The organism is Shewanella marisflavi, assembly GCF_002215585.1.
Lineage (GTDB): Bacteria > Pseudomonadota > Gammaproteobacteria > Enterobacterales > Shewanellaceae > Shewanella > Shewanella marisflavi.
The window spans coordinates 690,382-715,502 of the sequence record NZ_CP022272.1 but is presented as its reverse complement, the minus strand read 5'-3'; the positions used below and the strand labels follow the sequence as shown (position 1 = coordinate 715,502).

Here is a 25,121-nt window from a genome sequence, read left to right as displayed (position 1 = left end):
ACAGAATTTGAAATGAAATTTTGTGGACTAGCGCAAACTTTTTGCTCCGACCAGTGCATGAGCGCTGATTATGAATAATTCGCGCTTGTGTCTAAATTCAGACTCGCCACAATAGCGAGCCAATAATTCAAAACGACGTCTGTCCCCAACTATAGAGGTTTCTCAGTGAAACTAGGTCTACCTAAAGAGAGCCATGCCGACGAAAAACGCGTTGCGTTGATCCCGGCAAATGTGACTCGGTTAATCAAAAAAAACCTCCAAATTCTCGTGGAAAGCGGAGCCGGACTCGCTGCAGGATTCAGCGATCAGGAATATCAAGAAGCGGGTGCTAGCATCACCGATAGAGCGGAGGCCCTCGGTGCCGATATCATCACCCTGGTCAACCTAAAGGGCGAGCAATTCGATGAGATCAAGGCAAAGGCAAAGCCTGAGCAGCTGTTTATCGGCATGATGGATCCCCTGACGCACCCCGAAAATGCCGCTACGCTGGCCGAAACAGGCACCAGCGCTCTGGCATTGGAACTGGTTCCCAGAATCACTCGCGCCCAAAGCATGGATATCCTCTCCTCCATGGCCACCATCGCCGGTTATAAGGCGGTGTTGCTTGCGGCCCATCAGGCGCCGCGCATGTTCCCCATGATGATGACAGCCGCAGGCACACTTAAGCCCGCACGCGCCTTTATCATGGGTGTCGGGGTTGCCGGCTTGCAGGCCTGTGCCACCGCCAAACGTCTTGGCGCCGTGGTGGAAGCCTATGACATTCGCCCGGCGGCGCGTGAACAGATCCTCTCGGTCGGTGCTAAGCCAGTAGAGCTGGACCTGGAAACCGAAAATACTGAAACCAAAGGGGGTTACGCGGCCGAGCAGAGCGACGACTTTATCAAGCGCCAGCAACAGGCGATGGCCAATGTGCTCGCCCAGCAAGATATCGTTATCACTACCGCCGCTATTCCTGGTCGTAAGGCACCAGTGTTGATCACCGAGGCCATGGTTGATGCCATGAAGCCAGGCACAGTCATCGTCGATCTAGCGGCCGAAACCGGTGGTAACTGCGAACTGACCCAACTGGACGAAACTGTTATTCATAACGGCGTCACCATTCTTGGCCCGTCAAATGTGCCGGGAAGCGCAGCGACCCACGCCAGCCAGATGTATGGCACCAACATAGAAAATCTGCTCAAACTCATTGTCGATGATGAGGGGCAGTTACAGCTCGATTTCGAAGATGAGATTGTGCGCGACACAGTGGTTGCCCATCAGGGTGAAGTGGTTAACGCCAGATTGCGTGACCTGTTAGCACTGCCGCCACTGGCGGCAACAGAGGAGGCTCAATAATGGAGATCTTATTACTACTCACCCTGTTTGTGGTGGCGGTCTTTCTTGGGGTTGAGCTGATCACTAAGGTCCCCCCTACGCTGCACACCCCGCTCATGTCAGGCTCTAACGCTATCTCGGGTATCTCCCTAGTGGGTGCGCTCCTGTCAGCCGGTTCTGGCGCGGGAATTTGGGTCAATGTACTGGGCTTTATCGCTGTGGTCTTGGCCACTATTAACGTCGTCGGTGGCTACATGGTCACCAACCGTATGCTAGCCATGTTTAAAAGGAAATAAGCCAACATGAGTATGACGATTATCTATCTCGCCTACCTTGTGGCTGCGAGTCTGTTTATTTTAGGGATCAAGGGGCTGACCAAGCCTCGTACCGCCGTGCGCGGCAACCAGCTGTCGGCCCTCGGCATGTTTATCGCCGTTGTCGTTACTCTACTGGACAAGAATATCTTAAGTTATGAGTGGATCATTGCCGGTATCTTACTGGGTGGCTCAATAGGCGCCGTGATGGCGACCAAGATCCAGGTCACTGCCATGCCACAGATGGTGGCGCTACTCAACGGCTTCGGCGGCGGTGCTTCGCTATTTATCGCCCTGGCGAGCTTCCTCGATCCTGGCTCGGCGACCCATGTTGTGGCGCTGATCTCTATCGGCCTGACGGTACTGATTGGTTCTGTGACCCTGTCGGGCTCTTTCGTGGCTTTCGCTAAGTTACAGGAGCTTATTTCGGGTAACCCTATTCGGGTTCCAGGCAACAAGTTCATCAACGCCACTCTGCTGCTCGCAGCGCTGGCACTCGCCGTTGGCCTAGTGCTAGAGCCAACGAATACCGGACTGATCTATGGTCTGGTAGCAGTCTCACTGCTGTTAGGACTCTTCCTAGTGGTGCCTATCGGCGGCGCCGATATGCCCGTGGTTATCGCCCTGCTTAACTCCTACTCGGGGATTGCGGCGGCCACCACAGGTTTCATCACAGGCAACACTGTGCTGATTGTCTCAGGCTCTTTAGTTGGCGCCTCGGGGATCATCCTGACGCAGATCATGTGTAAGGCGATGAACCGTTCACTGTTTAACGTACTCTTTGGCGTCATGGCCGAAGGCGGTGAAACCGTAGATGCCGATGAGGTGTATGCGGGTAAGGTCACTTCCTCTTCGCCTGAAGAGGTGGCCATGCTCCTTGAAACCGCCGAGCGTGTGGTGATCGTTCCTGGCTATGGCCTGGCGATGGCACAAGCCCAGCATGCGGTGCGTGAACTGGCCTCTGTACTGGAAGCGCGCGGTGCCCAGGTGCTGTATGCCATACATCCAGTGGCTGGTCGTATGCCCGGCCATATGAACGTGCTACTAGCCGAAGCCGAAGTACCTTACGAGCAACTTATCGAGATGGATGAGATCAATCCTCAGTTTGAGCAGACAGATGTCGCCATCGTCATCGGAGCCAACGACGTCACCAACCCCATGGCCCGTGAAGACAAGGGGAGCCCTATCTATGGCATGCCAATCCTCAACGTCGATAAGGCGCGCACCGTGGTTGTAGTTAAGCGCTCACTGAGCCCAGGCTTTGCCGGTCTACCTAACCCACTCTTTGCCAAAGATAACACCCTCATGCTGTTTGGTGATGGTAAGAAGGCGATTGTGGATCTGACTCAATCGCTTAAAGAAGCCGATTAAGGTATCAAGGAGTCAAAAAGGCCGCATGACGGCCTTTTTTATTGGGTAAAGAAAATAAAATTAGATAAATCTTATTGATTCGATAGCAGTTTACTTTTCCAGCTAAAAATCCTGCACCGTGAGATGGAAAGTTATCTAAACATTTCGACTATACTTAAGCTGTGGGGCCGCGTTTTGGCTAAGTGAATCACTTGCATAATGAGTTCACATCTGATTATATAATCACCATATGCTCATGTTAGCGTTTCCTAAAGAGGCTTTGAAAATGCAAACTCAAGTGCTAAATAATGGACTGCTATCTTTCGATGATAGACGCGTTTCTCAGGCTCACGCTAACGAACATTGGGATAGGTTGACGACGGCGCAGCGATTCGCCTTCTACACCTTAGCGAAACTTGGCTACCAGCTACTCTTTGTCAGACAGACACCCACAATGAGTACTGCCATCGCCAAGCAGGAAGATCAACTCGCGACCATAGACGATGATGGAGATATCGACTTTAATCCCGATATCGTTTTGCGTGAACGACGTCCACCTCGAAAGCAATAATGAAAAAGGAGCCCTAGGCTCCTTTTTTACTGCTCAACGTTTTACTAACCAACTTGTTGCTGACCAACTTGTGACAGCTTCAGCTTGCCGTTTATCTGGTCGCCCCAGGTATAAGTTACTCACCTTGCATCGACTGCTGAATCAACCACTGCTCCGCCGCAGGCTCGCCCATCATATGACGTATGGTTGGGCGAATAAACTCCCCCATTTTAGGCCGCCGCCAAAACATATATTGCGGTAAATTGTGCATTGTGCCGGCCCCAAAGACACGTTGGATCAGACTGGCAAACTCGTCGAGCTCCTGCTGTTCATATTGAACCAACTCAGGGTAAATGGCATTGATGAGACTATCGAAATCGTCAAACTGCCCCAGGGCCTGCCAAGTGTAGCGCGCCAGTAGTTGCGACAACATGGGTGGTGACCAATGAGAAATGGCCGTCACACTCTCAAATACCTCTAGATTACGTCTATGGTATTGCTGCCAGGCTAGCGTCTCACTCTGCCCAGCCCGGGCCAGAGACCAAAGCAGATAAAAGTCAGCCAACCATTCGTGTTGATAGGGGCTCAGCTTATCAGTTTGCAAGTAAACCGAGCTTGAACGACTCACCGCCAAATGTCCTAGCTCGTGGGCCAAGGTCATCTGATAGCCCTGAGCAATCGGCAAAACATAGACCTGACCATTCCAGAGCGCCGAATAAGCGCTAGGTATCCGCTCCTTGGCCAACAATACCAAACCTGTCACTTGAGGGTGCGACAAGGGTTTGACCATGGCACCGCGCCGCCCCATCTGCGTTAGCAAGAGTTGAGGATCGCCTGGCAGTTGGGCTCTGGCCTTAGGCGGAAGCTCGGCCAGACAGTCGGTTATCTGAGACGTTTGACACACCAATGCCTGGCCAGAGGGCATTGGCGCCCAAAACCAAGCACTGGCAATCAGAAACGTCTCAAGGATCACTGCTTAGCCATGATGTTTTCTATGATGGCCGTGGTAGAGACACCGTCTTCGAAGCCTAGAACTTCAACGCTGCCTCCTGCTGCAATCACCTCTTTTCCACCAGCGATATCTTCGACATTATAGTCGCCGCCCTTCACCAGCTTGCTTGGCAATAGCCGTGAGATGATGCGCTGCGGTGTATCTTCACTAAAGGGCACAACCCAATCCACCGATGCGAGTCCTGCCAGCACCGCCATGCGGCGCTCCAACTTATTAACCGGGCGACCATCGCCCTTAAGACGCTTCACCGATTCATCGCTGTTAACGGCCACGATAAGTCTGTCCCCTAGCGCTTTCGCCTGCTGCAAGTAACTCACATGCCCGGCATGCAGAATGTCGAAACAGCCATTGGTCATCACCACGCGTTCGCCCTTAAGCTTTGCCTCTTCGAGGGCATAGGCCAATTGATCTTCACTGACGACGCCATAACCACTCTCACCATGACTGAGATTCAGCGCGGCAATAAGTTCGATGCGGCTCACGGTAGAGGTACCTAGTTTACCCACCACAATGCCTGCGGCTGTGTTGGCCAGGGCACAGGCGACTGGTAGCTCACAGTCTACCGCTAACGAGGTGGCCAGGGTCGAGATCACCGTGTCACCGGCGCCAGTGACGTCATAAACTTCTCGGGCAACGGTGGGAATATGAAGCTCGGGGGCATCTCTAGTGATCAGTGTCATCCCTTTCTCTGAGCGCGTCACCAGTAGCGCCTCAAAATCGAAATCAGCTAACAATTGCTTGGCCTTTGCCACCAGATCCGCTTCATCCTGAACTTTACCGACCACCTGCTCAAACTCACTCATGTTAGGAGTTAGCAGGCTGGCGCCGCGATAGCGTGAAAAGTCACTCCCCTTAGGGTCCACCAGCACCTTAACCCCTTTCGCCTTCGCCTTGGCAATAAAGGTTTCTGGCTTATCGATAGCACCCTTGGCGTAGTCGGACAACACCACCACGGCTACGCTGTCGAGTTCAGCTTCGACACCAGCCAGCAGCGCCTGACTCTGCTCGGCCGGATAGGCCTCTTCAAAATCGAGACGGATCAGCTGCTGATTACGGGACATCACTCTGAGCTTAGTGATGGTTGGTAGGTGAGCCACTCTGTGCCACTTAGGCACAACGCCTAGCGCCTCAACCCCCTGCGTCAGTGCAGTAGCTGTTTCATCCTCGCCCACTATGCCTGCAAGGCGCACCTGACCACCTAAGGTGGCGATATTCAAAGCAACGTTTGCCGCACCGCCGGGTCTGTCTTCAATTTGATTCACTCTTACCACGGGCACTGGCGCCTCAGGCGAAATACGCCCCGTCGGGCCGCTCCAGTATCTGTCTAACATCACATCACCGACGACCAGAACTTTAGCTTTTTCAAAAGCAGGCAGAGAAATCTTCATATGGCACTTATCTTTTTGCGAAAATTAATCCCTGATTATACCTAATTTTCTACACAAATTGAGTTAGAATAAGCAGTAATTTTTGTTAACCCCGTAGAGTCAGCCGTGGTCGAAAACGCACAATTCTCCTCACAATTTTTTCATCCAAAATACTGGTTAATCTGGTTCGGGGTTGCCCTGATGCGACTGACACAGCTGCTTCCCTTGCGGGCACAGATGACACTGGGAAAAGGCATAGGTCGACTGGCGATGAAACTTGCAGGCAGCCGCGTCAATACTGCCAAACGCAATATCGAGCTTTGCTTTCCCAAGATGAGTCCGGCGGAACAAGAACAGCTGCTTACGCAAAATTTTGAAGAAACAGGCAAAGCTATTTTCGATATCGCCAATGCCTGGTGGTGGAATGATGAGAAAGTTCAACGCCACATGACGATAAAAGGGCGAGAACATGTCGAAAGCACACTGGCAGCCGGTCAGGGGGTGATCCTGTTTGCGGTGCACTGCCTACCACTTGAGATGGGGGCACGCATCCTGGGTCAATTTCAGCCAGGCGTTGGGGTCTACCGTCCCCACAATAATCCACTGATGGAATACCTTCAGGTCAAGGGGCGCCTGCGCTCTAACAAAGGGTTAGTACACAAGCGAGATATCAGACAGATGGTGCGCAGCCTGAGAAACCCAAATGTGGTCTGGTATACCGCCGATCAGGATTTTGGTCGCTCCAGCGCCGTCTTTATCCCCTTCTTCGCTGTACCAGATGCGGCAACCATCACGGGCGCCACCACACTAGCTAAACTGGGTAAGGCCAAGGTGATGCCTTTTGTCGTAGTACGCAACCCAGATGACAAGGGCTACACCATAGAGATCCAACCGCCACTTGAGGATTTCCCCGGCGAAAACGAGGTAGAGGATGCCAAGCGCGGTAACCGCATCATAGAGTCCATCATCTCGTGCAGTCCGGCGCAATATATGTGGCTACACAGACGCTTTAAAACACGTCCCAATAAAGACGATCCCTCGCTTTATCGCTAAGCCTGCCGTGTTTATCTCCCAAAGGCCAGCCCTCGGGCTGGCTTGATAACGTCCACTAAACTGCTCAAAAAGTATCAAATCGACACCCACATACAACAATTGTCAATATGACATGCGGTGTCATTTCTACACTTGATGGCAATTGTCATATTGACAAATCAATAAGACACCAACAGACAGCAAATCATTTAAAATCATAAACTTAAAATAGTGGCACGTTAGCTGCTATAGCAGAGTACTCCACACCAACAATTATATTGCGCTGAGAGGCTCTATGAATAAACAACGGCTAACGGCGATAGCACTCTTAATAGTACTTATCGCTTCCTTCTCTGTCCTGCTGAGCATAGGCAGTGACATCTATCGCGAAAAACCCCCTATTCCCACTGCCTTTACCGATGTTCAGGGGCAGCCCCTGTTCACCCAAAACGATATTGAGCGTGGTCAACTGGTTTGGCGTTCCATGGGCGGACACCAACTGGGTTCCATCTGGGGTCATGGCTCCTATGTCGCCCCAGACTGGACCGCCGACTGGCTGCACCGAGAGGCGCAGGCCTGGCTGGATATCACCGCCAAGGCGCAGTATAACCGCCCCTTTAATGAGTTGGATTCGATCAAACAAGCAGGCCTAGAGCAGTCACTTCGTGAAGATATGCGTCGTAATACCCTGACAACCCAAGCTAATGGCGACATTCGCATCAGCCTGTCAGACACGCGTATTCAGGCCATAGAGCAAGTCTCAGAGCACTATCTGTCACTCTTTGGTGACGACCCTGAACTGTCTATTTTGCGTGAACAGTACGCCATGAAAGAAGGCACAGTGCCTGACCTTGAGCGTCGTCAGCAGCTTAATGCCTTCCTCTTCTGGGGCGCCTGGGCGGCAATTACCGAACGTGACGGTCAAAACTACACCTATACCAACAACTGGCCATTCGATCCTCAGCTGGGTAACACTCCGACCTCAGACAACATCGTCTGGTCAATCTTAAGTATTGTCACCCTGATCGCCGGTATCGGTGCCCTAGTTTGGCATCACGCATCGGGTAAGCATGAGCCACTGCCAACACCAGCGGACCAAGATCCACTCTTCCTTAAGAAGCCTACCGCTTCACAAAAGGCCGTAGGTAAATACTTCGTCACTGCCGTGGGACTCTTCCTGTTGCAGATAGTCTTAGGTGGTATCACGGCCCACTATGCGGTCGAAGGCCAAAACTTCTACGGTATCCCACTGTCGGAAATACTGCCTTACTCTGTCACCCGTACTTGGCACACTCAGTTGGCGGTATTCTGGATTGCCACCGCATGGCTTGGCACCGGCCTCTACATAGCGCCTGCGCTGTCGGGTTACGAGCCTAAGTTCCAACGCCTGGGCGTCAACGTCCTCTGGGTGGCGCTGGTAGTTGTGGTGCTGGGCTCTATGGCTGGTGAATGGATCGGCGTACAGCAGTACTTCGACTTAGACACTAACTTCCTCTTCGGTCATCAAGGTTACGAATATATCGATCTCGGTCGTGTATGGCAGGTACTGTTACTGGCGGGTCTGTTGATCTGGCTTGCACTGGTCACCGCCTCTATTCGTCCAGCCCTTAAACAACAAGGCGAAATGCGCCCCGTGATCTGGGTGCTGTACGCCTCTTGTGTTGCCATCGGTCTATTCTACGGTGCCGGCCTCTTCATGGGTAAACACACTAACTTAGCCATAGCCGAATACTGGCGTTGGTGGGTTGTTCACCTATGGGTTGAAGGCTTCTTCGAGACCTTTGCTACCTCGGTAATCGCTTTGATGCTAGTGCGTCTTGGACTTATCCGTGCCCGCAGCGCCAACGGCGCCGTACTTTTCGCCACGGTTATCTTCCTCACTGGTGGTCTTATCGGTACCCTGCACCACCTCTACTTCACAGGTACACCAACAGGTGTTATTGCCTGGGGCGCTATCTTCTCGGCACTGGAAGTCGTTCCACTAGCCCTGATCGGTTTCGAAGCCATCGAAAGCTATCGTATGCGTAACGCCAGCCCTTGGATGATACGTTATAAGTGGGCCATCATGTTCTTCGTCGCGACCGCCTTCTGGAACTTAGTCGGTGCCGGTGTACTGGGCTTCCTGATTAACCCACCTATCGCGCTCTACTTCATCCAAGGCTTGAACACCACGGCAACTCACGGCCACGCTGCCTTCATGGGCGTGTACGGTATGCTGGGTGTTGGTCTGATGCTCTTCTGTCTGCGTGGTCTGACGGGCAATATCCAGTGGAATGAGAAGCTGCTTAAAGGTGCCTTCTGGAGCCTAAATATTGGTCTCGCAGCCATGGTCTTCATGTCACTGCTACCTGTCGGTCTGACTCAGTTCTTCGCCGTCATCGAAAACGGCTACTGGTTCGCCCGCTCACCAGAGGTGATCCACAGCCCATTGGTAGAAACCTTGGTCTGGATGCGTGTCCCTGGTGACGTCGTCTTCGGTGCAGGCGGTCTGTTCCTCGGTGCCTTCCTGTTCGACATCATCAAGAAGGCCATTAGTGCTAAAGGCACTGAGCCTGTGGCCGATGCAGCGCTATCGGCTAAAGCATAAGGCCTAACATCACTCGACAAAGGGGTCATATCGACCCCTTTTTACCCTCAAAGTAAGTGTAAAAATGACAATAAACATTACTGTTAAATTGACATATACTTCATCCTAATACAGCCGCTGCATGCCAACGAAGAAGGATATGCCTTGGCATAGGCGCTACATTTCGGAGACCCCATGGCATTAAGTCAAACCCAACTGACGCGTATGGCGTTAGATATCACCTCGGGATTGTCCAATCATGACAGGTTCTCGCGCTTGCTCGATACCATCAGGGAAAGCATGCAGTGCGACGCCGCCGCGTTACTGGAGTTCAAAGGACAGCAGTTTACTCCCCTGGCCATCAATGGCCTGAGCCCAGATGTACTGGGACGTCGCTTTGTACTGCATGAGCACCCCAGGCTCGAGGCGATCGCCCGCGCTGGTGATGTGGTGCGCTTTCCCGCCGACAGCGATCTGCCCGATCCCTACGATGGCCTGATCCCCAACCAAGGCGACAACCTCACCGTCCACGCCTGTATCGGCCTGCCGCTGCTGGCCGATGGCAACCTGATAGGTGCGGTAACCATAGACGGCTTCGACCCGGATCAGTTTAAATCTTTCACCAACGAACAGCTCAGAGGGATAAGCGCCATCGCCTCGGCCTCCCTCAACAATGCCCTGTTGATCGACAAGTTGGAGAAACAAGCACTGCAATCCCAGTGGGACAAAGGCGATAGCGCAGGCCAGAGCAAGGAGGGCAACAAGGAGATCATTGGCCATTCACAGGTAATGAACAGCCTCAAGCAGGAGATCGCCGTAGTGGCGCCAACAGATCTCAATGTGTTGATCATGGGGGAAACAGGCACGGGTAAAGAGCTGATTGCCCACGAGATCCATCAAGGCTCCATGCGCGCCGCTCAACCTTTGGTTTACCTCAACTGCGCCGCCTTACCCGAGTCTGTGGCCGAGAGTGAACTGTTTGGCCACGTAAAAGGTGCCTTTACCGGCGCGGTCAGCAATCGCAGCGGTAAATTTGAGATGGCCGACAAGGGCTCACTGTTTCTCGATGAGATAGGCGAGCTGCCTCTGACGCTGCAAGCTAAGCTGCTCAGGGTTTTGCAATATGGCGATCTGCAGCGGGTAGGTGACGATCGCAGCCTCAAGGTAGATGTCAGGATCATCGCCGCCACCAATAAAAACTTGAAAAATGAGGTACTGGCGGGACGTTTTCGTGCCGACCTTTATCACAGACTGAGTGTCTTTCCTCTAGTGGCGCCGCCACTGCGAGAGCGGGAGCAAGATATCACCCTGCTAAGCGGCTTTTTTGTCGAGCGCTGCCGCCAGCAACTTGGGCTACAGACACTGAGACTAAGCCCTGCCAGTCTGACGATGTTAGAGGGCTATCAATGGCCCGGCAACGTCCGGGAGCTGGAACATAGCCTCTACCGCGCCGCCATTTTGGCCAGAGCCCAGTCATCAGGCAGCAATGGCCTGATCAATCCTGAACATTTTGAATTTGCCAACACAACGCCGCGCATCGTCCCTACCCAAAACCGTACGTTCAGCCACAAGTATAGCGGCAGCCTCAAACAGGCTACCGAAGCCTTTCAGGCAGACTTTATTCGACAGTCGCTGGCACAACATGACGACAACTGGGCCGCCACCGCCAGGGCGCTGGAAGTGGACTCGGGGAATTTACACCGCCTGGCAAAACGGATAGGGTTAAAATAACTCGAATATCATTGATAACAATAAGATGCCCAATTCTAGACACGCTCAACCACTGCTCATCGCCCTGCTTAGTCTGCTAGGCTTAAGTGCTATGGCTGACGAGGCAAGCCTGGAGCCGTTAGCCGCTCCGCTTTATCAGCTAGAGCAGCAACTGAGCTACCATGAGTTGGACAACGGCCTGAAACTCCATCTGCTACCACTGCCAAATAAGCAGAGTGTGGCCATCTCCAGCCAGTTTGCCGTCGGCTCACGCAACGAGGCAGAGGGAGAGTCGGGTTACGCTCATCTGTTCGAGCATATGCTGTTTAAGGGCAGCGAAAATGCCCCGGGTGATAGTTACAGCCAGACCATGAGTGCCTACAGTGGCCGCTTCAATGCCAGTACCTTCTTCGATGCCACCAACTATTATGTCAACCTGCCCAGCCAGGCCTTAGAGTTAGCCCTCTGGCTCGAGTCAGATCGCTTTATCCGGCCCAGACTCAGCGACGAGACAGTGCGCAATCAACAGCAAACCGTGCTCGAAGAGATGGCCACCACGATAGATAACCAACCCTATATCCGCCCAGCCATGGAGTTCCTGCTTAATCAGATAAAAGACAGCCCCTATGGCCATGCCGTGATCGGCTCGGTTGACGATGTTTCCGCGGCCACGCCTGCCAGCCTGAGCCGTTTTCATCATGACTTTTATCGCCCCGATGCGATGCAGATGGCTATCGTCGGCGACCTGCCCGCACAGACACGCACCTGGGTCGAGCAATATTTCGGCGCCTGGCAGAAGCCCACGACTCCGCTCGCCAACTTCACACCACTTAAGGTCGACAGACACCCGGTTCAAGGGGAGATAGTCGATGGCCGCGGCCCCTGGCCGGGATTATTGTTAGCCTGGCACACGGTAGGCGCCTTGGACAAAGACGCGGCGGCGATCACCTTAGTCGAAGATTATCTGCTACAAAATCGCACTAGCATGTTGGAGCAGTACCAGCTTAAGACGCCTGACACCCTGCTGCATTACTCCATCCCGCTAACCATGGAACATCTGGGCGTGATGAATCTTATTTTGGTGCCCAGGGCTAAGGTTTCACTCGACGAGCTCAGCCAGCGCATTAGCCAAATGGTCGACCAACTGGCTGACAAAGGGATCACCGACAAAGAGCTAACCCAACTCAAGCGTCGCTGGCTATTAGGCCATCTGAGCAAACTCGACAACGACGTGGGACTGGCTAATCTGCTCAGCAGTAGCCAGCAAAGGGATCTCAAGCAGCCACTCTCGGGTCCCTGGGAGCGCATTGCAGCCGTGACTTCGGAGGATATCCAAAGAGTCACCCAACAGTACCTGAGCCCGGGTTATGTCCGTCTGGATCTACTGCCACCCTGGTACATTCGTTGGGGCAAGGCGATATTAGAGTGGTTACCCGAAGGCGTATCTGACTCGCTGGAGGAGAAAGTGCTATGAGACTAACCTCGCTAATATTACTCGGCTGCTGCCTCTGGAGCAGTGGCTGTCAGCAAACCCAGCTGACCTTTACACCAGTAGAAGCTCCCAAGATCCCAGGTTTTACCGCACCGACCAATGCGCCAGCAGTAATACAAACCAACTTTGAGGCGATAACATTACCTGAGGTTGTGCCACTGTCGCCCAATTTAAGCTTGCACCGACTCCCAGGCCCCCCGTCGCAACTGCTCGGCATACATCTGGTGGCGGTGAGTCCAAATGCCCCTTATGAAAACCTGGATGTTTTGCATGGGGCGCTCGATCAACTCCGCCTGAGATTTGCCAATCGTCACGACTTGCCCTGTATCGAAAGACTGGCGATTCACCCCAGCATTCACAGCCTGCGCCTTAGCCTCAAATGTCCGCCATCTGAACTGCAGCAGGCGGTCGATATTCTAGCCGAAAGCTGGTCACCAGATGCCTATCGCGAGCTGGATCTGGCCAAGCTCAGGCGCCAGCTGGCTCTGGACAAGCATATCAAGGCCTTTACCGGCAGCGAGATTGAACAGGTCTGGGCCGAGAAGATCCTCGGCAACGCACATCCCTACAATAAGGCATTAAATAACAAGGCACTACAGCAAGATCTGGACTTGCCTCAACTACTCACTTTGGTCGAGCAAACCAAGGCTCAGAGCCAGTGGCATCTGGTGCTAGAGGGAATACACGAAGTTGATAGCCCCTCAAAGGAACAAATTACCGCCAGTCTGAGTGAGCTGGGCAAGACAGCAGAACACGAGGAAAACTTCGTCGATATCTTTAGCCCCTACGGCAAACAGTTATTTGTTATTGATGCGCCCGGCACTGTGCAGACTCAGGTGCGGATCGGCTATCACCTGCCACTCAAGGCTGGCAGCCAAGAGGCATTTGCCTGTGAGGCCCTCAGTCACTGGCTCGGACGTAGCTTTTCGGGACGTCTTTATTACGATCTCAGGGAGCAGCGCGGCCTCACCTATGGTATCTACGGCCGCTGCTTCAACAATCCTATGGCCCGAATTCTCAAATACTACGGCGCCACTCAACAACAGCACACGGGCGCCTTCATTCGTGGCATCTTAGATCACCTGACGCTGGCGGCCGATGCACCACCATCACAGGCCGAATTTGAAGCGCTGCAGACCTCTCAGTTTAGCCAGATCGCATTGCGACAGGATGATTCGAGCAAGCGCATGGAAGACTATAGCCAAGCGCTCGCCCGGCAAACACAAAGGGACTCTAGGGTAGACCGACTCCTACTCTGGCAGCAATTGACACCCGAGGCGCTACAAGCCTTAGCACAGCAAACCTTTAATCATGTGCCAGTTATCGTCATTCGCGGCGACCTTGAGCGCATCAGGCCAGATCTTGAAGAAAAACTTCCCAACTGGCAGCTCAAGCTCATCTCGATAGACTAGCCTCATGTCAAAGGTGAGGCCGCAAGGTGTTGTCTCACCACCTTCCTTAAGGCACAGACGCATACCACTTTTTCACAGATGCTTGATTATCGATGTCTACCAAGTTTACACAGATGATGAATCGCACCCCTTGATATTAATTCCTCCTTATATAGAATACGGGAAAATAAACGAGCGTTTAATAATTCATTCATAATAAAGTATTACGCTCTACAAAATAAATACACCCTATTAGTAACAAAGTAGTACATTATAAATCTCATAAGGATGTGAAATGTATAATGGTGAATTATTTACCCTGAGTAAATCGACTAAAAATATTCAGCTATTAAAGAATATTTCTGGGTTACTCAATCTAAAGGTCAATACCAGTATTACCCCCTTGACCACTTGGAATAACACCCAGAAAACCCCAAAAATTCTGTTTCATTTCCTCAAAGACGTACAAAGCGAACTTGGCCTGATAGACCCTGACCTTTTATCAGCGGGTAAACATATCGCTATCTGCGAAAACCTCTCGATGGATGACGAGCTAACACTTATAAAACATGGATTTAGTGGAGCAACCAAGGCTTGCAGCCCGGCACATGCCATCATGCAGATGTTAGATAATGTCCTCGAGGGCAACCTGTTTTTCAGCCTGAGCGCCCTGTCGCACTATATTCAGACTCAGCAAAAACCTTCTAAACCCTCCGAGCAACATGCACTGTTTCAAGGCATCACCAAGAAGGAGAAAGAGGTGCTCTCTTTTATCTGTATGGGCCTGAGCAATTCAGAAGCAGCAAATAAAATGAATGTTTCAATAAATACCATCAAAATGCATTTACAAAACATTTACAAAAAAACCGACTGTAAGAGCCGTGGACAACTCCTGGTTAAATATAACCAGTGATAAAAATACAGAAATAACAACTTTGATGAAAAGAGTAATAATCAAACTTATTATGTAATAAAAATTATAGAGTGTGGGTGGCCAACCTTAAATAGGGAACGGGTTAGGCAACTGTCACCGTTCTCCAACTCCATTGCAGTATGATTTAGAGAGGATCGAACCAGATGAACAAACCATGGATGGCATTAGTATTAATGGGAACATTAGCGGGAACGCTAATATCAACCAACCTCCAAGCATCGACCGAGCAAAATTTCAGTGATGACCCCTTGGCTCAGCGCTGCATCAAGATGCTGGATATCTACGCCGCAGAGGACTTCGACGCCTATGTGGCAGAACTTCCCGAGCCCTGGCTAGGCATCTTCGGTGAAAAAACCTTGAGGAAACAGCTCGCCGATCGCCATGGTAAATATGTTAAAGAATACCAAGCTAAGCCTGACACCATAAAAATCAAGGCTGTAACGTCAGCCAAGGCTGCCAAAGTCGAGCAAGAGAAGTTAGGTGCGCTAGAGGCCAAGGAGGTAGACCTCTATATCGCCAGTAACAAAGGCAACAGTAGCGCGACGGCTTGCAAATACCTACGCATAGGTGACAGCTGGTATTTCCGCTCGTTACGGCTATAGCCTTGAATTAACACCTATTATCTGAGACATTCTTAGCGCAGTTCAGGGCAATTTGACTGCCATTTTTGGACATCTTAGCTGGTAATCACAAGCCCAACCAACTTGAAAGGACTCGAAAGGCATGGAAAAGCTAACCCTTGACGACACTCCCTGGTTTGGTACCACAGATTTCAAGGGAAAGAATCAACTAACTAGCGACAGCAACATTCGCCTTAAGTCATCTAGGCTGCTCTATCCGCTGCCCTTACCGTTAGAAATACTCTTTTTCATTGGCCCACTGACATTGGCCATTCTGCCCTTTATCAATCCTAGCCTGATGCTTCCCGAGGACTGGCTTACGCTAAACATCGCCGCCCTCTTAGGCTATCTGATCCTCAAAAAACTGTTCATCACTAGCATCTATGGCCGAGGGGGAAAACAAGTTTGCCAAATTAACGCTGAAAGGCTCAGCATTCCCGGCAGTCGCCTTATCGATACCAAAGCGGGCCCTGTGGAAATTCAGCGACGAGACATAAAGGAGATAGGCGTGCGTTATTGGCCAAGCACACGCGATCTGCGCACCAGCTACGATGTCAGTGAACTCATCATCAAACTCGAATCGGGCCAATCAATCTGTTTAAAGAGCCTCTACTTCCCGATTAAGCCACTACTTTACCTGCTGGTCTATTTCGACTACCCAATCACGCTGCAAAAACGTCGACACTCTTTGGCCATCGTCGCTCGTAGCCTGTTTGTCGCCTTTCCCTTAGTCGCCCTTGTAGCGGTAACTGGCTTGCTGTTTAAAGAGTATTTTCTGTAAGGCCGTCAACTTAACAAGGAGCTAACCAAATGCACAAACCATGGATGGCAATAGCATTAAAGGGAAGAATAAGGGACTTTTCATCACAATGAACTCACTCAATCACCTGCTGGAAAATCTGAAATGGGTCGATACCGTCTTCTTGAGCCAATACCTTGGTCTCGACAAGTAGATCGAGGAAATATTTTTCGCCGATTTAACCGCCGAAATACACCCGAAAGAATAATGTTTCCGGCCGATATTTTGCGATAGGATCGCAAACAAATAAACCAAAAGGCTTATTTTAAGTGGTTGTGAATAAAGCATATTGATGAACATTTCGTCTTCAAAGCCCTCCCTCCACTCAGGACAATTTATTCCCATATAAAGGACTATATCAATGAAAATTGCTTCACTCTCTGCCCTGAGCTTAGCCCTGTTATTGACCGCCTGCGCTTCAGATCCCGGCCCGCGCATGGCACTGGAAAAGACGGTTGAAATCGATGGCAAAGTGCTCAAATTTAACGGCAGCTACCACGACAAGAAAAACATCTTGATCCTCAGCGTCAACGGCGACCCTATCATGCAGGGCCGATTCGCCCCTTACACTCCTACCCAAAACCTTAAGGCGAACTACAAAGACTTTGCCGTAAGAAGCCACTGCTACTTCGGCTCTGTTTTGGGTAATCAAGGCGGTGCCTTCGGCGCCATCGCGAGCATAGTGCAATCTTCTAAGAGCAGCACCGCCGATAAGTGCGAGCTCTATGTCAACGAGAAGCTAGTAGACAACCTCTACTTCTAACCTAATCGACTTGGTATGGGCACGAGCGTCGATGCCAAGTCGCCTCAATCCTTGGATTGGATCCCTCAGCGCTCGCCCTCTGAAAAGGCTAAGTCGTGATATTTACTCAAGACCTTAGGAACTCCAAAAGCATATCCAATTTCGGCAGCAAGGTGCTGCTCGCACTGGCGCTGACCTCGGCTCTGAGCTTAGTTTCAATTAGCGGCCTAGCGTACGGCGATACCGGCGCAGACAAAGATGCCATCAAACAGTTTCAACGGGAAACGACGCCGCTGACCGAGCGCGCCCATCAGCTCAGTCGCAAACACAATCAGCAGATGGAGAGCTTCTCTAACAAGCTTGACGAATACCAGGATGCCAGGCCGCTACTGCAAGATGCCTTAATCGGTGAGATGGCGCTCACCGCAGGCAAGATGTTAACCCTGACCAACGACTATCTGCCGCGCTATCGCGCCTTCCTCGCGCGAATCGACAAAAACTCCAGCTGTTATCAGCCCAAACGACTCGCACAATTTCAGCAGACCAGAGACGAGGTACAAGACTATCTCAACCAGCTGCAAGACCTGACTCAATCCCAAGCCCAGACCCAAGACCAAGGGGAAGCCTACGCGGCTCTGATGGCGATAAATATCGGTCAGAGCAAAGCGGCGATACTGATCAACCTGCTGGAGACTAGCAAACTTTGCTATGTTACCCAGGCCATGCCGGAAGTCGCCCAGGATATCCTCCTGCTCGAAGGGCTTATGGCCGAGCGGCTACCCGAAGTGGTAGAAGCGGCCAACCTATCGACATCCGAGCCTGAAGGGCTAGAGCATTCAGAATCTAGCCTTAATGAAATTAGCTCGGACGAATCAAGCATTAACGCACCAGATCTTAACGGGACTGATATTGAAAGCGCGGATGCTAACCGCCCCGATGATAATGCAGCAGTTCCAAGCACTTCTGACTCAAAATCTGCCGACAGTGACAAGCTTAGCCAGCAAGACGAGGCGCTCGATGCCTGTATCAAGCAGCAGGTCTCGCAACTGGGGCTGACATCGGCCCAGGCGCTTACTGTGTTGAGCTGCCGCCTATCCAGCGCCTCCGTCAGCCTAAACCGGCTGAGCAAGCTATCTAACCTGGAGATACTGAGCCTGCAGGGCGGCGTGCTGACCGACCTGTCGGCGCTGGCAAGCCTTAACCATCTCAGTCTGCTGAGCATAGAGCAGAGTCAAATCATCACCTTTGGTGACCTCAAGGCACTTAAGGGCAACCTTAGCTTCAGCGAGGTCGATAGCCAAGACTGGCAGGCTCTGGCAGACGCCCAGGCCGAGTCGATTGCCATCATGTCGCCGACCCGCTGCGACGCCTTGAAGCCGCTCGCAGAACAGCCAAATGTTGCCTTGCTTTACAAAGGCCTATCGCCACAGGCCATGGCCGACCTCATGCAACGCCAGGCATCGATGCAGGGGCTCACCATAATGACCGATTGCCCCGCGCCTTAAGTGGGGCGTGCAATATACACAAAACAGATATTGATAAAGCAAACCTTTCAGAAACTTAAAGGGAATTAAGATGAAACCCCAAACTCTCGCCTTCACACTCGCCTTATGCAGCGGCTTAGGCCTTAGCGGACTGGCTCAGGCCAATGACCTCCCTTTTCAGCCACTACCAGAGGGTAAGCTCTACAAACAACATGAGCGCCATTACACCCCCTTTGACCTAGTGATTGGCGTCGACAAAAACACTTACCAGACGCAGACGGTTGCCGGTCAGCTGAAACGAATCAATTACAAGCTGCCAAGCAGCTACCTGGCCTCCCACGCCGTCAACAACTATAAGGCTCAGATCGAAAAACTCGGCGGCACAATACTGTTCGAGTGCCAGGAGAAAGCCTGCGGCGATGACCACAAACTCTCAAAACAGATAGCGCCGCTCAGCGACATTCCCAAGAAGACACCCGCGCTGCTAACCGCCAAGCTGACGCTTACCAAGAAACAGCTCTACCTCTCTGTCTATGGCGCTAATTGGCACAACGGCGCTGGCCTACAGCTGGATATCGTCGAGGTAATTGACGAGCCGCTGGGTCTGCTTGCCACCAACCAGGCCTACCTGACAAGCGAGGTCAGCCAGACCGAGTTTAAAGACAGAGGCAATAAGGACACCCAAGGCTCGAAGGATCACCCGATGATCGCCAGGCTCCCCGGTGCCTTCATCCAAAAATATCATCAACAGGGCTATGCCCAGACCTTGGTATTTGACGGTGTTGAACAGGGCCAACACAAGATTAAGACCCTAGAAGGTAAGGTCACCGACATTGGCTATAAACTCCCAAGGGGCTACTCGGAGTATGAGGTCGACGCTAACTATAAGGCGGCGCTGGAAAAACTAGGCTTTGTGCGCGGCTTTCACTGCCAGGGCTTAAAATGCGGTGAGACAGATCTCATCGAACGTCGCATCAAAACCCTGATCCATATAGGTTTCGATGAAAACCAATATTACAGCCTATATAAGTTAGAGCGCCCCGAGGGCGCTGTGCACGCCATGGTCTTTATCACAGGTTATCATGGCGGCCTGTGGAGCGAGATAAAGGTGGTAGAAGAGACCAAACTCGTCGACGACAGAGTGGTCATAGATCTCGAGGGACTCAAAGATAAGATCGCCCAGCAGGGCCACGTGGCGCTGGATGGCCTGTTGTTCAAGTTTGACAGCGATCAGATGCTGCCCGAAGCAGATGAAGTGATCACCATCCTGGCCACCTACCTTAAGAGCCACCCTAAGCAGCGCTTCTATGTGGTGGGTCACACGGATGATAAGGGCAAGCAAGGCTACAACAAGGGGCTTTCAGAGCAGCGGGCCAAGGCGGTAGTCGCCACCCTCACCCAATCTCACGGCATAGACAAGGAGCAGCTCAGCCCCATGGGCGTAGGGGAATATGTACCCGTGGCCAACAACCTGGACGAGGCGGGTAGACAGCGTAATCGCCGTGTCGAACTGGTACTGCGCTCAGACATGCAATAGCAGCATCATCAAACGGCGCCCCTGTGGGCGCTGTTTAATTGATAACATCTTGATATAATGGCCGTCCGCTCACTACCTGGGTCATTTCATGTCGCGCTCTCCCCTACAAGGTTTTCAACATCTACTCACCCAGGAGAACTTTGTCGACGACCCGGCTCAACATCAGGCCATACTATGCCTAGAGGCCCTCTATCAGGCCTTACAAAAACATAAATCAGAAGATCAGCCCGCCAAGGGACTCTATCTCTGGGGCGATGTAGGGCGTGGCAAGACCATGCTGATGGATCTCTTCTGTCAGAGCCTGCCAGAAGGGATGGCGCTAAGGCTGCATTTTCATCGCTTTATGGAGAGGGTTCATAATGAGCTCAAGGCCGAGAGCGGCAAGCGCGATCCTTTAAGGCGCATCGCCAGTAAACTCAGCCAAAGCTGCCGAGTCATCTGCTTCGATGAGTTCTTCGTTAGCGACATAGGTGATGCCATGATACTGTCCGGCCTGTTTGAGGCCCTGTTTGCCGAGGGGATCACCCTGGTCGCCACCTCCAATACCCCCATAGCCCGCCTCTATGAGAATGGGCTGGCAAGAGACAGATTTCTGCCCTGTATCGCCCTGTTAGAAACACATACAGATGCCCTGCACCTTGATGGCGGCGTGGATCATCGCCTGCGTCATCTCGACAAGGTGCAGACCTATTTTCTGCATGGTGAGGGAGAGTTTGCCAAGCGCTTCGACGAGCTGGAGCCAGGCGGCAGCGACTCGCCGCTAACCATCTTAGGCCGAGAGATTAGCGTTATCCGCCGGGGTAGCTCCACCCTCTGGCTCGACTTCGACGCCCTGTGCGGCGGTCCGCGCTCTCAGCTCGACTATATTGCCATCGCCAGCCAATTCGACACTCTGTTACTAAGCGATGTGCCTCCCCTTGGGGGCACGCCCCGCAGCTGGATCCGCGCCAGAGGCACTGAAGATGGCGCCGCGGCGGTGGCCGCAGGTGACCGCCAGCTTAACTACGCACCCAAGGATGATCCGGCGAGACGCTTTATCGCCCTGGTGGATGAGCTCTACGATCAAGGGGTTAAACTCTATCTCGAAGCCAGTTTGCCGTTGGAGCAACTCTATACGCCGGGCGCCCTAGCCTTCGAGTTTAGACGCACCATCAGTCGCCTGATCGAGATGCAATCGCGGCAATACCTGAGCACAGTTCGGCCAAAGCAGAGGGCATAAACCATGGAGATGCAGACGAGTCTGGATATAGGTTGGTTATCACTCGGGCTGTTTATGCTGATTCTGCTGGTGCCACTGGGGATCAATTGGGGATTTAGACTGGCCCAGGGCCGAGCCATGCTACTGGCCGCCACCCGCATGACGGCGCAGTTACTGCTGGTGGGTATCTACCTTAAGTTTCTGTTTAACCTTGAAAGCCTCTGGGTCAATCTGCTCTGGTTAGCACTCATGTTGATAGTGGGTGCCAGCGCTATCTTAGGCGGGGCTAAACTGCCTAAACGCAGATTAATGCCGGCGCTCCTCTTTAGCCTCTGCATTAGCCTCTTGCCACTACTGGGGCTACTGCTGCTGGCGCTGCTGCAACCCACACCTGTCTATCAAGCGCAATATTTGATCCCCCTAGCGGGCATGTTACTGGGCAATAGCCTGTCAGGAAATATACTGGCGCTGCAACGTCTTTTTAGCGCCTTGGAAGAGAAACAAGAAGAGTATCAGGGACGTCTCGCCCTAGGCGCGAGGCCTTGGCAGGCGGCCTTTCCTTTTCTGCAAAACGCGCTGCAGCAGGCTCTTGCCCCCAGCATAGCCGCCATGAGCACCATGGGGCTGGTCACCCTGCCTGGTATGATGACAGGACAGATCCTCGGCGGCAGTGACCCCTTAGTCGCCGTGAAATATCAACTGGTGATCATGTTGGCAATATTGGTCATGTTAAGCCTGAGCGTCGCCTGCGCCCTAAGCCTGGCGCTACGTCACAGCCTAGATCACAGTGGCAAGTTGCTCATCAAACGAATCCGCTAACCTCTGTGGTGCAGGCTTAAGCTGCGACTCATGCCTTTCCTTGATAGCGCCTTCGAAGCAGGCAAAAAGCCGCTCAGATATATTGCCACGCAACCTATTCGCAGCAACAGAATCTGAGCGCGCAACAAGGGCTAGTGGCCGCTATTGAGCAGCTGTTGATAGATGGCAAGCCCCTGCTAAACAAGTAAAACCAAACTCTCCCGATACAGATAAGGGAGCGTTGTGGCGTTTGCCCACCAGCCCACCTTTCCACCAGCAACTTCAGGCCCCTAGACCAGTCCGACGACCACGGCAAGCCGAGCTTTAAAGTTTTACCGCAACCAGAGCTGGCTCAGGCAGATGTTGCGCGCCGACTGGCCAAGTTAAACTGCTTGGTCGCCCAGATTAGAGCCCCTGACGACCAGTATTGAGAATTTGCACCGCGGCGGCCGTCTCGGCTTTCCAGCGTTCCAGCTGAGCCTTGTCGTGATATTCCCCCGCGAGGATCAGGCTGTCTATCTTCATAGTGGCGGCAATATCGGCCAGTGGATTAGCGTTCAAGATAAGCAGATCCGCCCGCTTACCTATGGCTATGCTGCCATACTCCTGATCCAGCCCCATAAACTTGGCTCCATCCAGGGTAGCGGCACGCAAAATGCGAGCCGGGCTCAGACCTGCGTCCTGCCAGAGTTGCAACTCGTTATGCAGACCTTCGGCCGGATACACATAGGTATTCAGTGCGGCCGAGTCGCTGCCCGCCAGCAACATCACCCCAGCGGCTTCCAAATGAGGAAGCTGGTTTGCCTCGCCCTGGAAACGCAGCTTACGTGCCTGCCACTGTTCCGTGGTTTGCTCCCCCATGCGCTCGATGCGCCAGCGATACTTATCGGTAAAGGCCGTGGTCAGGTAACGCAAATAGTCATCCTGGCTGTGATCATTGGTATCCAGGTTCGCCAGCTGATAGCCACCTATCAGGGTTGGGGTCACGGCCACCCCCTTGGCGGCCAGCATACGGTAGCCCTTATCCGCCATTTGCTGCTCGAAGCCCTCGCGATAACGGGCCGATGCCTCTTTGGCAGTGAGCTTTCCGGCCCGCACCTGAGCCGCGATAGTCGCTTCGTCCCGATGGCCAAGGCGCATCACATAAGACTCATGTTCTATGCTCGACAACCCGGCGTCTACGGCCGCTTTGATACTGACACCATAGGGAATATGGCTGGAAATGCGATAACCACGGCGATGGCCCTCGGCCACGGTTTTCAGATACAGATCCGGAGTCATGGTATTTTCGGTGATCTTGATAAAGTCCACCTTCATGGCCGCTAGTTTGTCCATACCCCGCTTCATGGCAGCCTCATCGCCCACTTCCATATCGCCATTCCAGAGAGAGTCTATTCCTTCAAACTTCTGTCCGGCCGAAAAAATCCGCGGGCCAATGCGCTTTCCTTCGGCAATTTGCTGACGCCACACCATGACCTCTGGGGCCAGATCGCTGGCCGCTTCCCGCACGGCCGTAATGCCATAGGCAAGATAGAGCGGCAGCAAGATAGCATTGTCTTCTACCAGTTCACGGCCCTCAAAATGCACATGCATGTCCCACAGGGAGGGCAGCAGATACTGACCGCCCAGATCCTTACTGCTATCTGCCTGCATGACTTCATTCGCCGGGGCTATGCGCACTATGCGGCCATCTTCAATCAGCAGCTGCTTGCCCTGCACTAGGCGGCCCTGCTCCACATCCACCATCTGGAAATTAGTTAATTTCAGGCTTTCTGCCTGGGAAGGGGTCATCAGCCCCAGGGTCAAACTGAGGGTTAATGTCAGGGGGCTGAATAAAACAGGCTTGAGTGTGCGCATGGCTATGAGTCCTTAAGGAATATTCTTATTGTGGCTTCATTCTAGGCGGCCAATAATTGATTTAGAAATTAAATAAAGAAATAATCACTAGTGGATTTCCAACTGGTATTGTTTATGCCTCCCCCAACAACCAAGCAACAGCTTCTGGCTCATCAGGAATTACTGGATCCCCTACTTCTGCGAGCCTTTGTGGCCGTGGCCGACAGCGGCAGTTTTACCCGGGCGGCCGCCACCACCCACCTAACCCAATCCACAGTCAGTCAGCAACTTAAGCGGCTCGAGCAGCAACTGGGTTATCAAGTACTGAGCCGCAAAGGGCGCTATGCGGTACCGACGGCGGAGGGCGAGCGGCTGCTGAGTTACGCCAGAAACATACTAAGCCTGATGGCCGAGGCTGGTAGCAAGCCCCAAAGCCGGCCCTTAGTAAGGCTCGGGGTTGCCGAAGATTTTGCCGGGGCGGCCCTGATGCCAGTACTGGTCAGGCTCAGGGAGCAATACCCAAATGTAAAACTGGAAGTCCAATCCGGTCTGAGCAAGCCGTTATATCAGGCTTTTCAAGAGGGAAAGCTGGATGTAGCGCTGATTAAACAGCGTCAGGGTGAGCAGGACGCCTGGGGCTTGTGGCCCGAGCATTTGTCCTGGCTGGCGGCTAGCCACTGGCAGACCAAGCTCGATGACAGCCCTTTGCCGCTGGTGACTTTTCCAGTGGGAGGCTTGTATCGCAACGAAATGGCGCAGTTACTGGATGAAGCGGGCATTCAATGGCAACAGGTTTACAGCAGTAATTCCCTCGAAGGGGTACTCTGCGCCGTGGCGGCAGGCCTTGGAATAAGCCTGCTGCCCAGCCGTTTTATCAGGGCCCATGAACACCAGCTCATAAGCGGGCTGCCTACAGCGGCCGCCATGGAGCTGGCACTGCATCTGGCACCGGCAGCAGGGACCGAGCTGCAACAACTCGCCCGTGGAATAGGCCGTTATTGCGATGCGCTGGTGACGACCTAGCGCTTATCAGCTAGATTGCGGCACACCTTAACGCTATGCATCGGCGCGCGAG

General features: G+C 52.7%; 22 protein-coding genes. 19 read left to right on the top strand and 3 right to left on the bottom strand.

Annotation, left to right across the window (positions count from 1 at the left end):
- Positions 1-165: 165 nt before the first annotated feature.
- The 4 genes from CFF01_RS03195 (at position 166) to CFF01_RS03180 (ending at position 3,549) form a co-directional block, all read left to right on the top strand.
- Positions 166-1,335, top strand: a complete 1,170-nt coding sequence (locus CFF01_RS03195; RefSeq protein WP_088903833.1) for a Re/Si-specific NAD(P)(+) transhydrogenase subunit alpha — start codon at positions 166-168, stop codon at positions 1,333-1,335.
- The gene (locus CFF01_RS03190) at positions 1,335-1,610 is read left to right on the top strand and encodes an NAD(P) transhydrogenase subunit alpha (protein ID WP_033538660.1); all 276 of its coding nucleotides are present in this window, start codon (positions 1,335-1,337) and stop codon (positions 1,608-1,610) included. The genes CFF01_RS03195 and CFF01_RS03190 overlap by 1 nt, the downstream gene beginning before the upstream one ends.
- A 6-nt stretch (positions 1,611-1,616) precedes the next feature.
- Positions 1,617-2,999, top strand: coding sequence for an NAD(P)(+) transhydrogenase (Re/Si-specific) subunit beta (locus tag CFF01_RS03185; protein WP_033538661.1), 1,383 nt, complete (start codon positions 1,617-1,619; stop codon positions 2,997-2,999).
- A 265-nt stretch (positions 3,000-3,264) separates the two neighbouring features.
- On the top strand, positions 3,265-3,549 hold the full coding sequence (locus CFF01_RS03180; RefSeq protein WP_052125547.1) for a hypothetical protein: 285 nt from the start codon (positions 3,265-3,267) through the stop codon (positions 3,547-3,549).
- Between the two features lie 115 nt (positions 3,550-3,664).
- Here the strand turns inward: CFF01_RS03180 and CFF01_RS03175 are convergent, their stop codons facing one another.
- The gene (locus tag CFF01_RS03175) at positions 3,665-4,501 is read right to left on the bottom strand and encodes a hypothetical protein (RefSeq protein WP_088903832.1); all 837 of its coding nucleotides are present in this window, start codon (positions 4,499-4,501) and stop codon (positions 3,665-3,667) included.
- Positions 4,498-5,928: a bifunctional D-glycero-beta-D-manno-heptose-7-phosphate kinase/D-glycero-beta-D-manno-heptose 1-phosphate adenylyltransferase HldE gene (hldE, locus tag CFF01_RS03170; protein WP_088903831.1), complete on the bottom strand. Its 1,431-nt coding sequence runs from the start codon at positions 5,926-5,928 to the stop codon at positions 4,498-4,500. The genes CFF01_RS03175 and hldE overlap by 4 nt, the downstream gene beginning before the upstream one ends.
- A 105-nt stretch (positions 5,929-6,033) precedes the next feature.
- Here hldE and CFF01_RS03165 point away from each other — a divergent pair, with 105 nt between their 5' ends.
- The 14 genes from CFF01_RS03165 to CFF01_RS03105 all read left to right on the top strand — a co-directional run bounded on the left by CFF01_RS03165 (position 6,034) and on the right by CFF01_RS03105 (position 22,231).
- Positions 6,034-6,960: an LpxL/LpxP family Kdo(2)-lipid IV(A) lauroyl/palmitoleoyl acyltransferase gene (locus tag CFF01_RS03165; protein ID WP_088903830.1), complete on the top strand. Its 927-nt coding sequence runs from the start codon at positions 6,034-6,036 to the stop codon at positions 6,958-6,960.
- Between the two features lie 274 nt (positions 6,961-7,234).
- Positions 7,235-9,526 carry a nitric-oxide reductase large subunit gene (locus CFF01_RS03160; protein WP_033538665.1) on the top strand — a complete coding sequence of 764 codons (2,292 nt, stop codon included), beginning with the start codon at positions 7,235-7,237 and terminating at the stop codon, positions 9,524-9,526.
- A 174-nt stretch (positions 9,527-9,700) separates the two neighbouring features.
- Positions 9,701-11,236: a nitric oxide reductase transcriptional regulator NorR gene (norR, locus tag CFF01_RS03155; protein WP_088903829.1), complete on the top strand. Its 1,536-nt coding sequence runs from the start codon at positions 9,701-9,703 to the stop codon at positions 11,234-11,236.
- Between the two features lie 25 nt (positions 11,237-11,261).
- Positions 11,262-12,689, top strand: coding sequence for a M16 family metallopeptidase (locus tag CFF01_RS03150; RefSeq protein ID WP_088903828.1), 1,428 nt, complete (start codon positions 11,262-11,264; stop codon positions 12,687-12,689).
- Positions 12,686-14,119, top strand: coding sequence for a M16 family metallopeptidase (locus tag CFF01_RS03145; protein WP_088903827.1), 1,434 nt, complete (start codon positions 12,686-12,688; stop codon positions 14,117-14,119). The genes CFF01_RS03150 and CFF01_RS03145 overlap by 4 nt, the downstream gene beginning before the upstream one ends.
- 274 nt (positions 14,120-14,393) lie before the next feature.
- On the top strand, positions 14,394-15,011 hold the full coding sequence (locus CFF01_RS03140) for a helix-turn-helix transcriptional regulator (RefSeq protein ID WP_088903826.1): 618 nt from the start codon (positions 14,394-14,396) through the stop codon (positions 15,009-15,011).
- A 164-nt stretch (positions 15,012-15,175) separates the two neighbouring features.
- The gene (locus CFF01_RS03135; RefSeq protein ID WP_088903825.1) at positions 15,176-15,634 is read left to right on the top strand and encodes a hypothetical protein; all 459 of its coding nucleotides are present in this window, start codon (positions 15,176-15,178) and stop codon (positions 15,632-15,634) included.
- A gap of 121 nt (positions 15,635-15,755) precedes the next feature.
- Entirely contained in the window at positions 15,756-16,433 is a 678-nt protein-coding gene (locus CFF01_RS03130) for a hypothetical protein (protein ID WP_088903824.1), read from the top strand.
- Between the two features lie 40 nt (positions 16,434-16,473).
- Positions 16,474-16,605, top strand: coding sequence for a hypothetical protein (locus tag CFF01_RS19350; protein WP_269768273.1), 132 nt, complete (start codon positions 16,474-16,476; stop codon positions 16,603-16,605).
- Positions 16,606-16,812: 207 nt separating this feature from the next.
- Entirely contained in the window at positions 16,813-17,214 is a 402-nt protein-coding gene (locus CFF01_RS03125; protein WP_088903823.1) for a hypothetical protein, read from the top strand.
- Positions 17,215-17,309: 95 nt separating this feature from the next.
- Positions 17,310-18,698 carry a hypothetical protein gene (locus tag CFF01_RS03120; RefSeq protein ID WP_157704929.1) on the top strand — a complete coding sequence of 463 codons (1,389 nt, stop codon included), beginning with the start codon at positions 17,310-17,312 and terminating at the stop codon, positions 18,696-18,698.
- Positions 18,699-18,768: 70 nt separating this feature from the next.
- Positions 18,769-20,214, top strand: a complete 1,446-nt coding sequence (locus CFF01_RS03115; RefSeq protein ID WP_088903821.1) for an OmpA family protein — start codon at positions 18,769-18,771, stop codon at positions 20,212-20,214.
- A gap of 88 nt (positions 20,215-20,302) precedes the next feature.
- Entirely contained in the window at positions 20,303-21,433 is a 1,131-nt protein-coding gene (gene zapE, locus CFF01_RS03110) for a cell division protein ZapE (RefSeq protein ID WP_088903820.1), read from the top strand.
- A 9-nt stretch (positions 21,434-21,442) separates the two neighbouring features.
- Positions 21,443-22,231 carry an ABC transporter permease gene (locus CFF01_RS03105; RefSeq protein WP_088905860.1) on the top strand — a complete coding sequence of 263 codons (789 nt, stop codon included), beginning with the start codon at positions 21,443-21,445 and terminating at the stop codon, positions 22,229-22,231.
- 384 nt (positions 22,232-22,615) lie between these two features.
- On the opposite strand, the gene CFF01_RS03100 is transcribed toward CFF01_RS03105, so the two are convergent.
- Entirely contained in the window at positions 22,616-24,067 is a 1,452-nt protein-coding gene (locus CFF01_RS03100) for an amidohydrolase family protein (RefSeq protein ID WP_088903819.1), read from the bottom strand.
- Between the two features lie 114 nt (positions 24,068-24,181).
- On the opposite strand from CFF01_RS03100, the gene CFF01_RS03095 reads away from it, so the two are divergent.
- The gene (locus CFF01_RS03095; protein ID WP_157704927.1) at positions 24,182-25,069 is read left to right on the top strand and encodes a LysR family transcriptional regulator; all 888 of its coding nucleotides are present in this window, start codon (positions 24,182-24,184) and stop codon (positions 25,067-25,069) included.
- The last annotated feature ends 52 nt before the right edge of the window (positions 25,070-25,121 follow it).

Excerpts from the sequence above, each read along its gene's own strand:
- CFF01_RS03190 (WP_033538660.1), top strand. The coding sequence starts at position 1,335 with ATGGAGATCTTATTACTACTCACCCTGTTTGTGGTGGCGGTCTTTCTT.
- CFF01_RS03185 (WP_033538661.1), top strand. The coding sequence starts at position 1,617 with ATGAGTATGACGATTATCTATCTCGCCTACCTTGTGGCTGCGAGTCTG.
- CFF01_RS03180 (WP_052125547.1), top strand. The coding sequence starts at position 3,265 with ATGCAAACTCAAGTGCTAAATAATGGACTGCTATCTTTCGATGATAGA.
- hldE (WP_088903831.1), bottom strand. The coding sequence starts at position 5,928 with ATGAAGATTTCTCTGCCTGCTTTTGAAAAAGCTAAAGTTCTGGTCGTC.
- CFF01_RS03160 (WP_033538665.1), top strand. The coding sequence starts at position 7,235 with ATGAATAAACAACGGCTAACGGCGATAGCACTCTTAATAGTACTTATC.
- norR (WP_088903829.1), top strand. The coding sequence starts at position 9,701 with ATGGCATTAAGTCAAACCCAACTGACGCGTATGGCGTTAGATATCACC.
- CFF01_RS03150 (WP_088903828.1), top strand. The coding sequence starts at position 11,262 with ATGCCCAATTCTAGACACGCTCAACCACTGCTCATCGCCCTGCTTAGT.
- CFF01_RS03145 (WP_088903827.1), top strand. The coding sequence starts at position 12,686 with ATGAGACTAACCTCGCTAATATTACTCGGCTGCTGCCTCTGGAGCAGT.
- CFF01_RS03140 (WP_088903826.1), top strand. The coding sequence starts at position 14,394 with ATGTATAATGGTGAATTATTTACCCTGAGTAAATCGACTAAAAATATT.
- CFF01_RS03135 (WP_088903825.1), top strand. The coding sequence starts at position 15,176 with ATGAACAAACCATGGATGGCATTAGTATTAATGGGAACATTAGCGGGA.
- CFF01_RS03130 (WP_088903824.1), top strand. The coding sequence starts at position 15,756 with ATGGAAAAGCTAACCCTTGACGACACTCCCTGGTTTGGTACCACAGAT.
- CFF01_RS19350 (WP_269768273.1), top strand. The coding sequence starts at position 16,474 with ATGGATGGCAATAGCATTAAAGGGAAGAATAAGGGACTTTTCATCACA.
- CFF01_RS03125 (WP_088903823.1), top strand. The coding sequence starts at position 16,813 with ATGAAAATTGCTTCACTCTCTGCCCTGAGCTTAGCCCTGTTATTGACC.
- CFF01_RS03115 (WP_088903821.1), top strand. The coding sequence starts at position 18,769 with ATGAAACCCCAAACTCTCGCCTTCACACTCGCCTTATGCAGCGGCTTA.
- zapE (WP_088903820.1), top strand. The coding sequence starts at position 20,303 with ATGTCGCGCTCTCCCCTACAAGGTTTTCAACATCTACTCACCCAGGAG.
- CFF01_RS03105 (WP_088905860.1), top strand. The coding sequence starts at position 21,443 with ATGCAGACGAGTCTGGATATAGGTTGGTTATCACTCGGGCTGTTTATG.
- CFF01_RS03100 (WP_088903819.1), bottom strand. The coding sequence starts at position 24,067 with ATGCGCACACTCAAGCCTGTTTTATTCAGCCCCCTGACATTAACCCTC.
- CFF01_RS03095 (WP_157704927.1), top strand. The coding sequence starts at position 24,182 with ATGCCTCCCCCAACAACCAAGCAACAGCTTCTGGCTCATCAGGAATTA.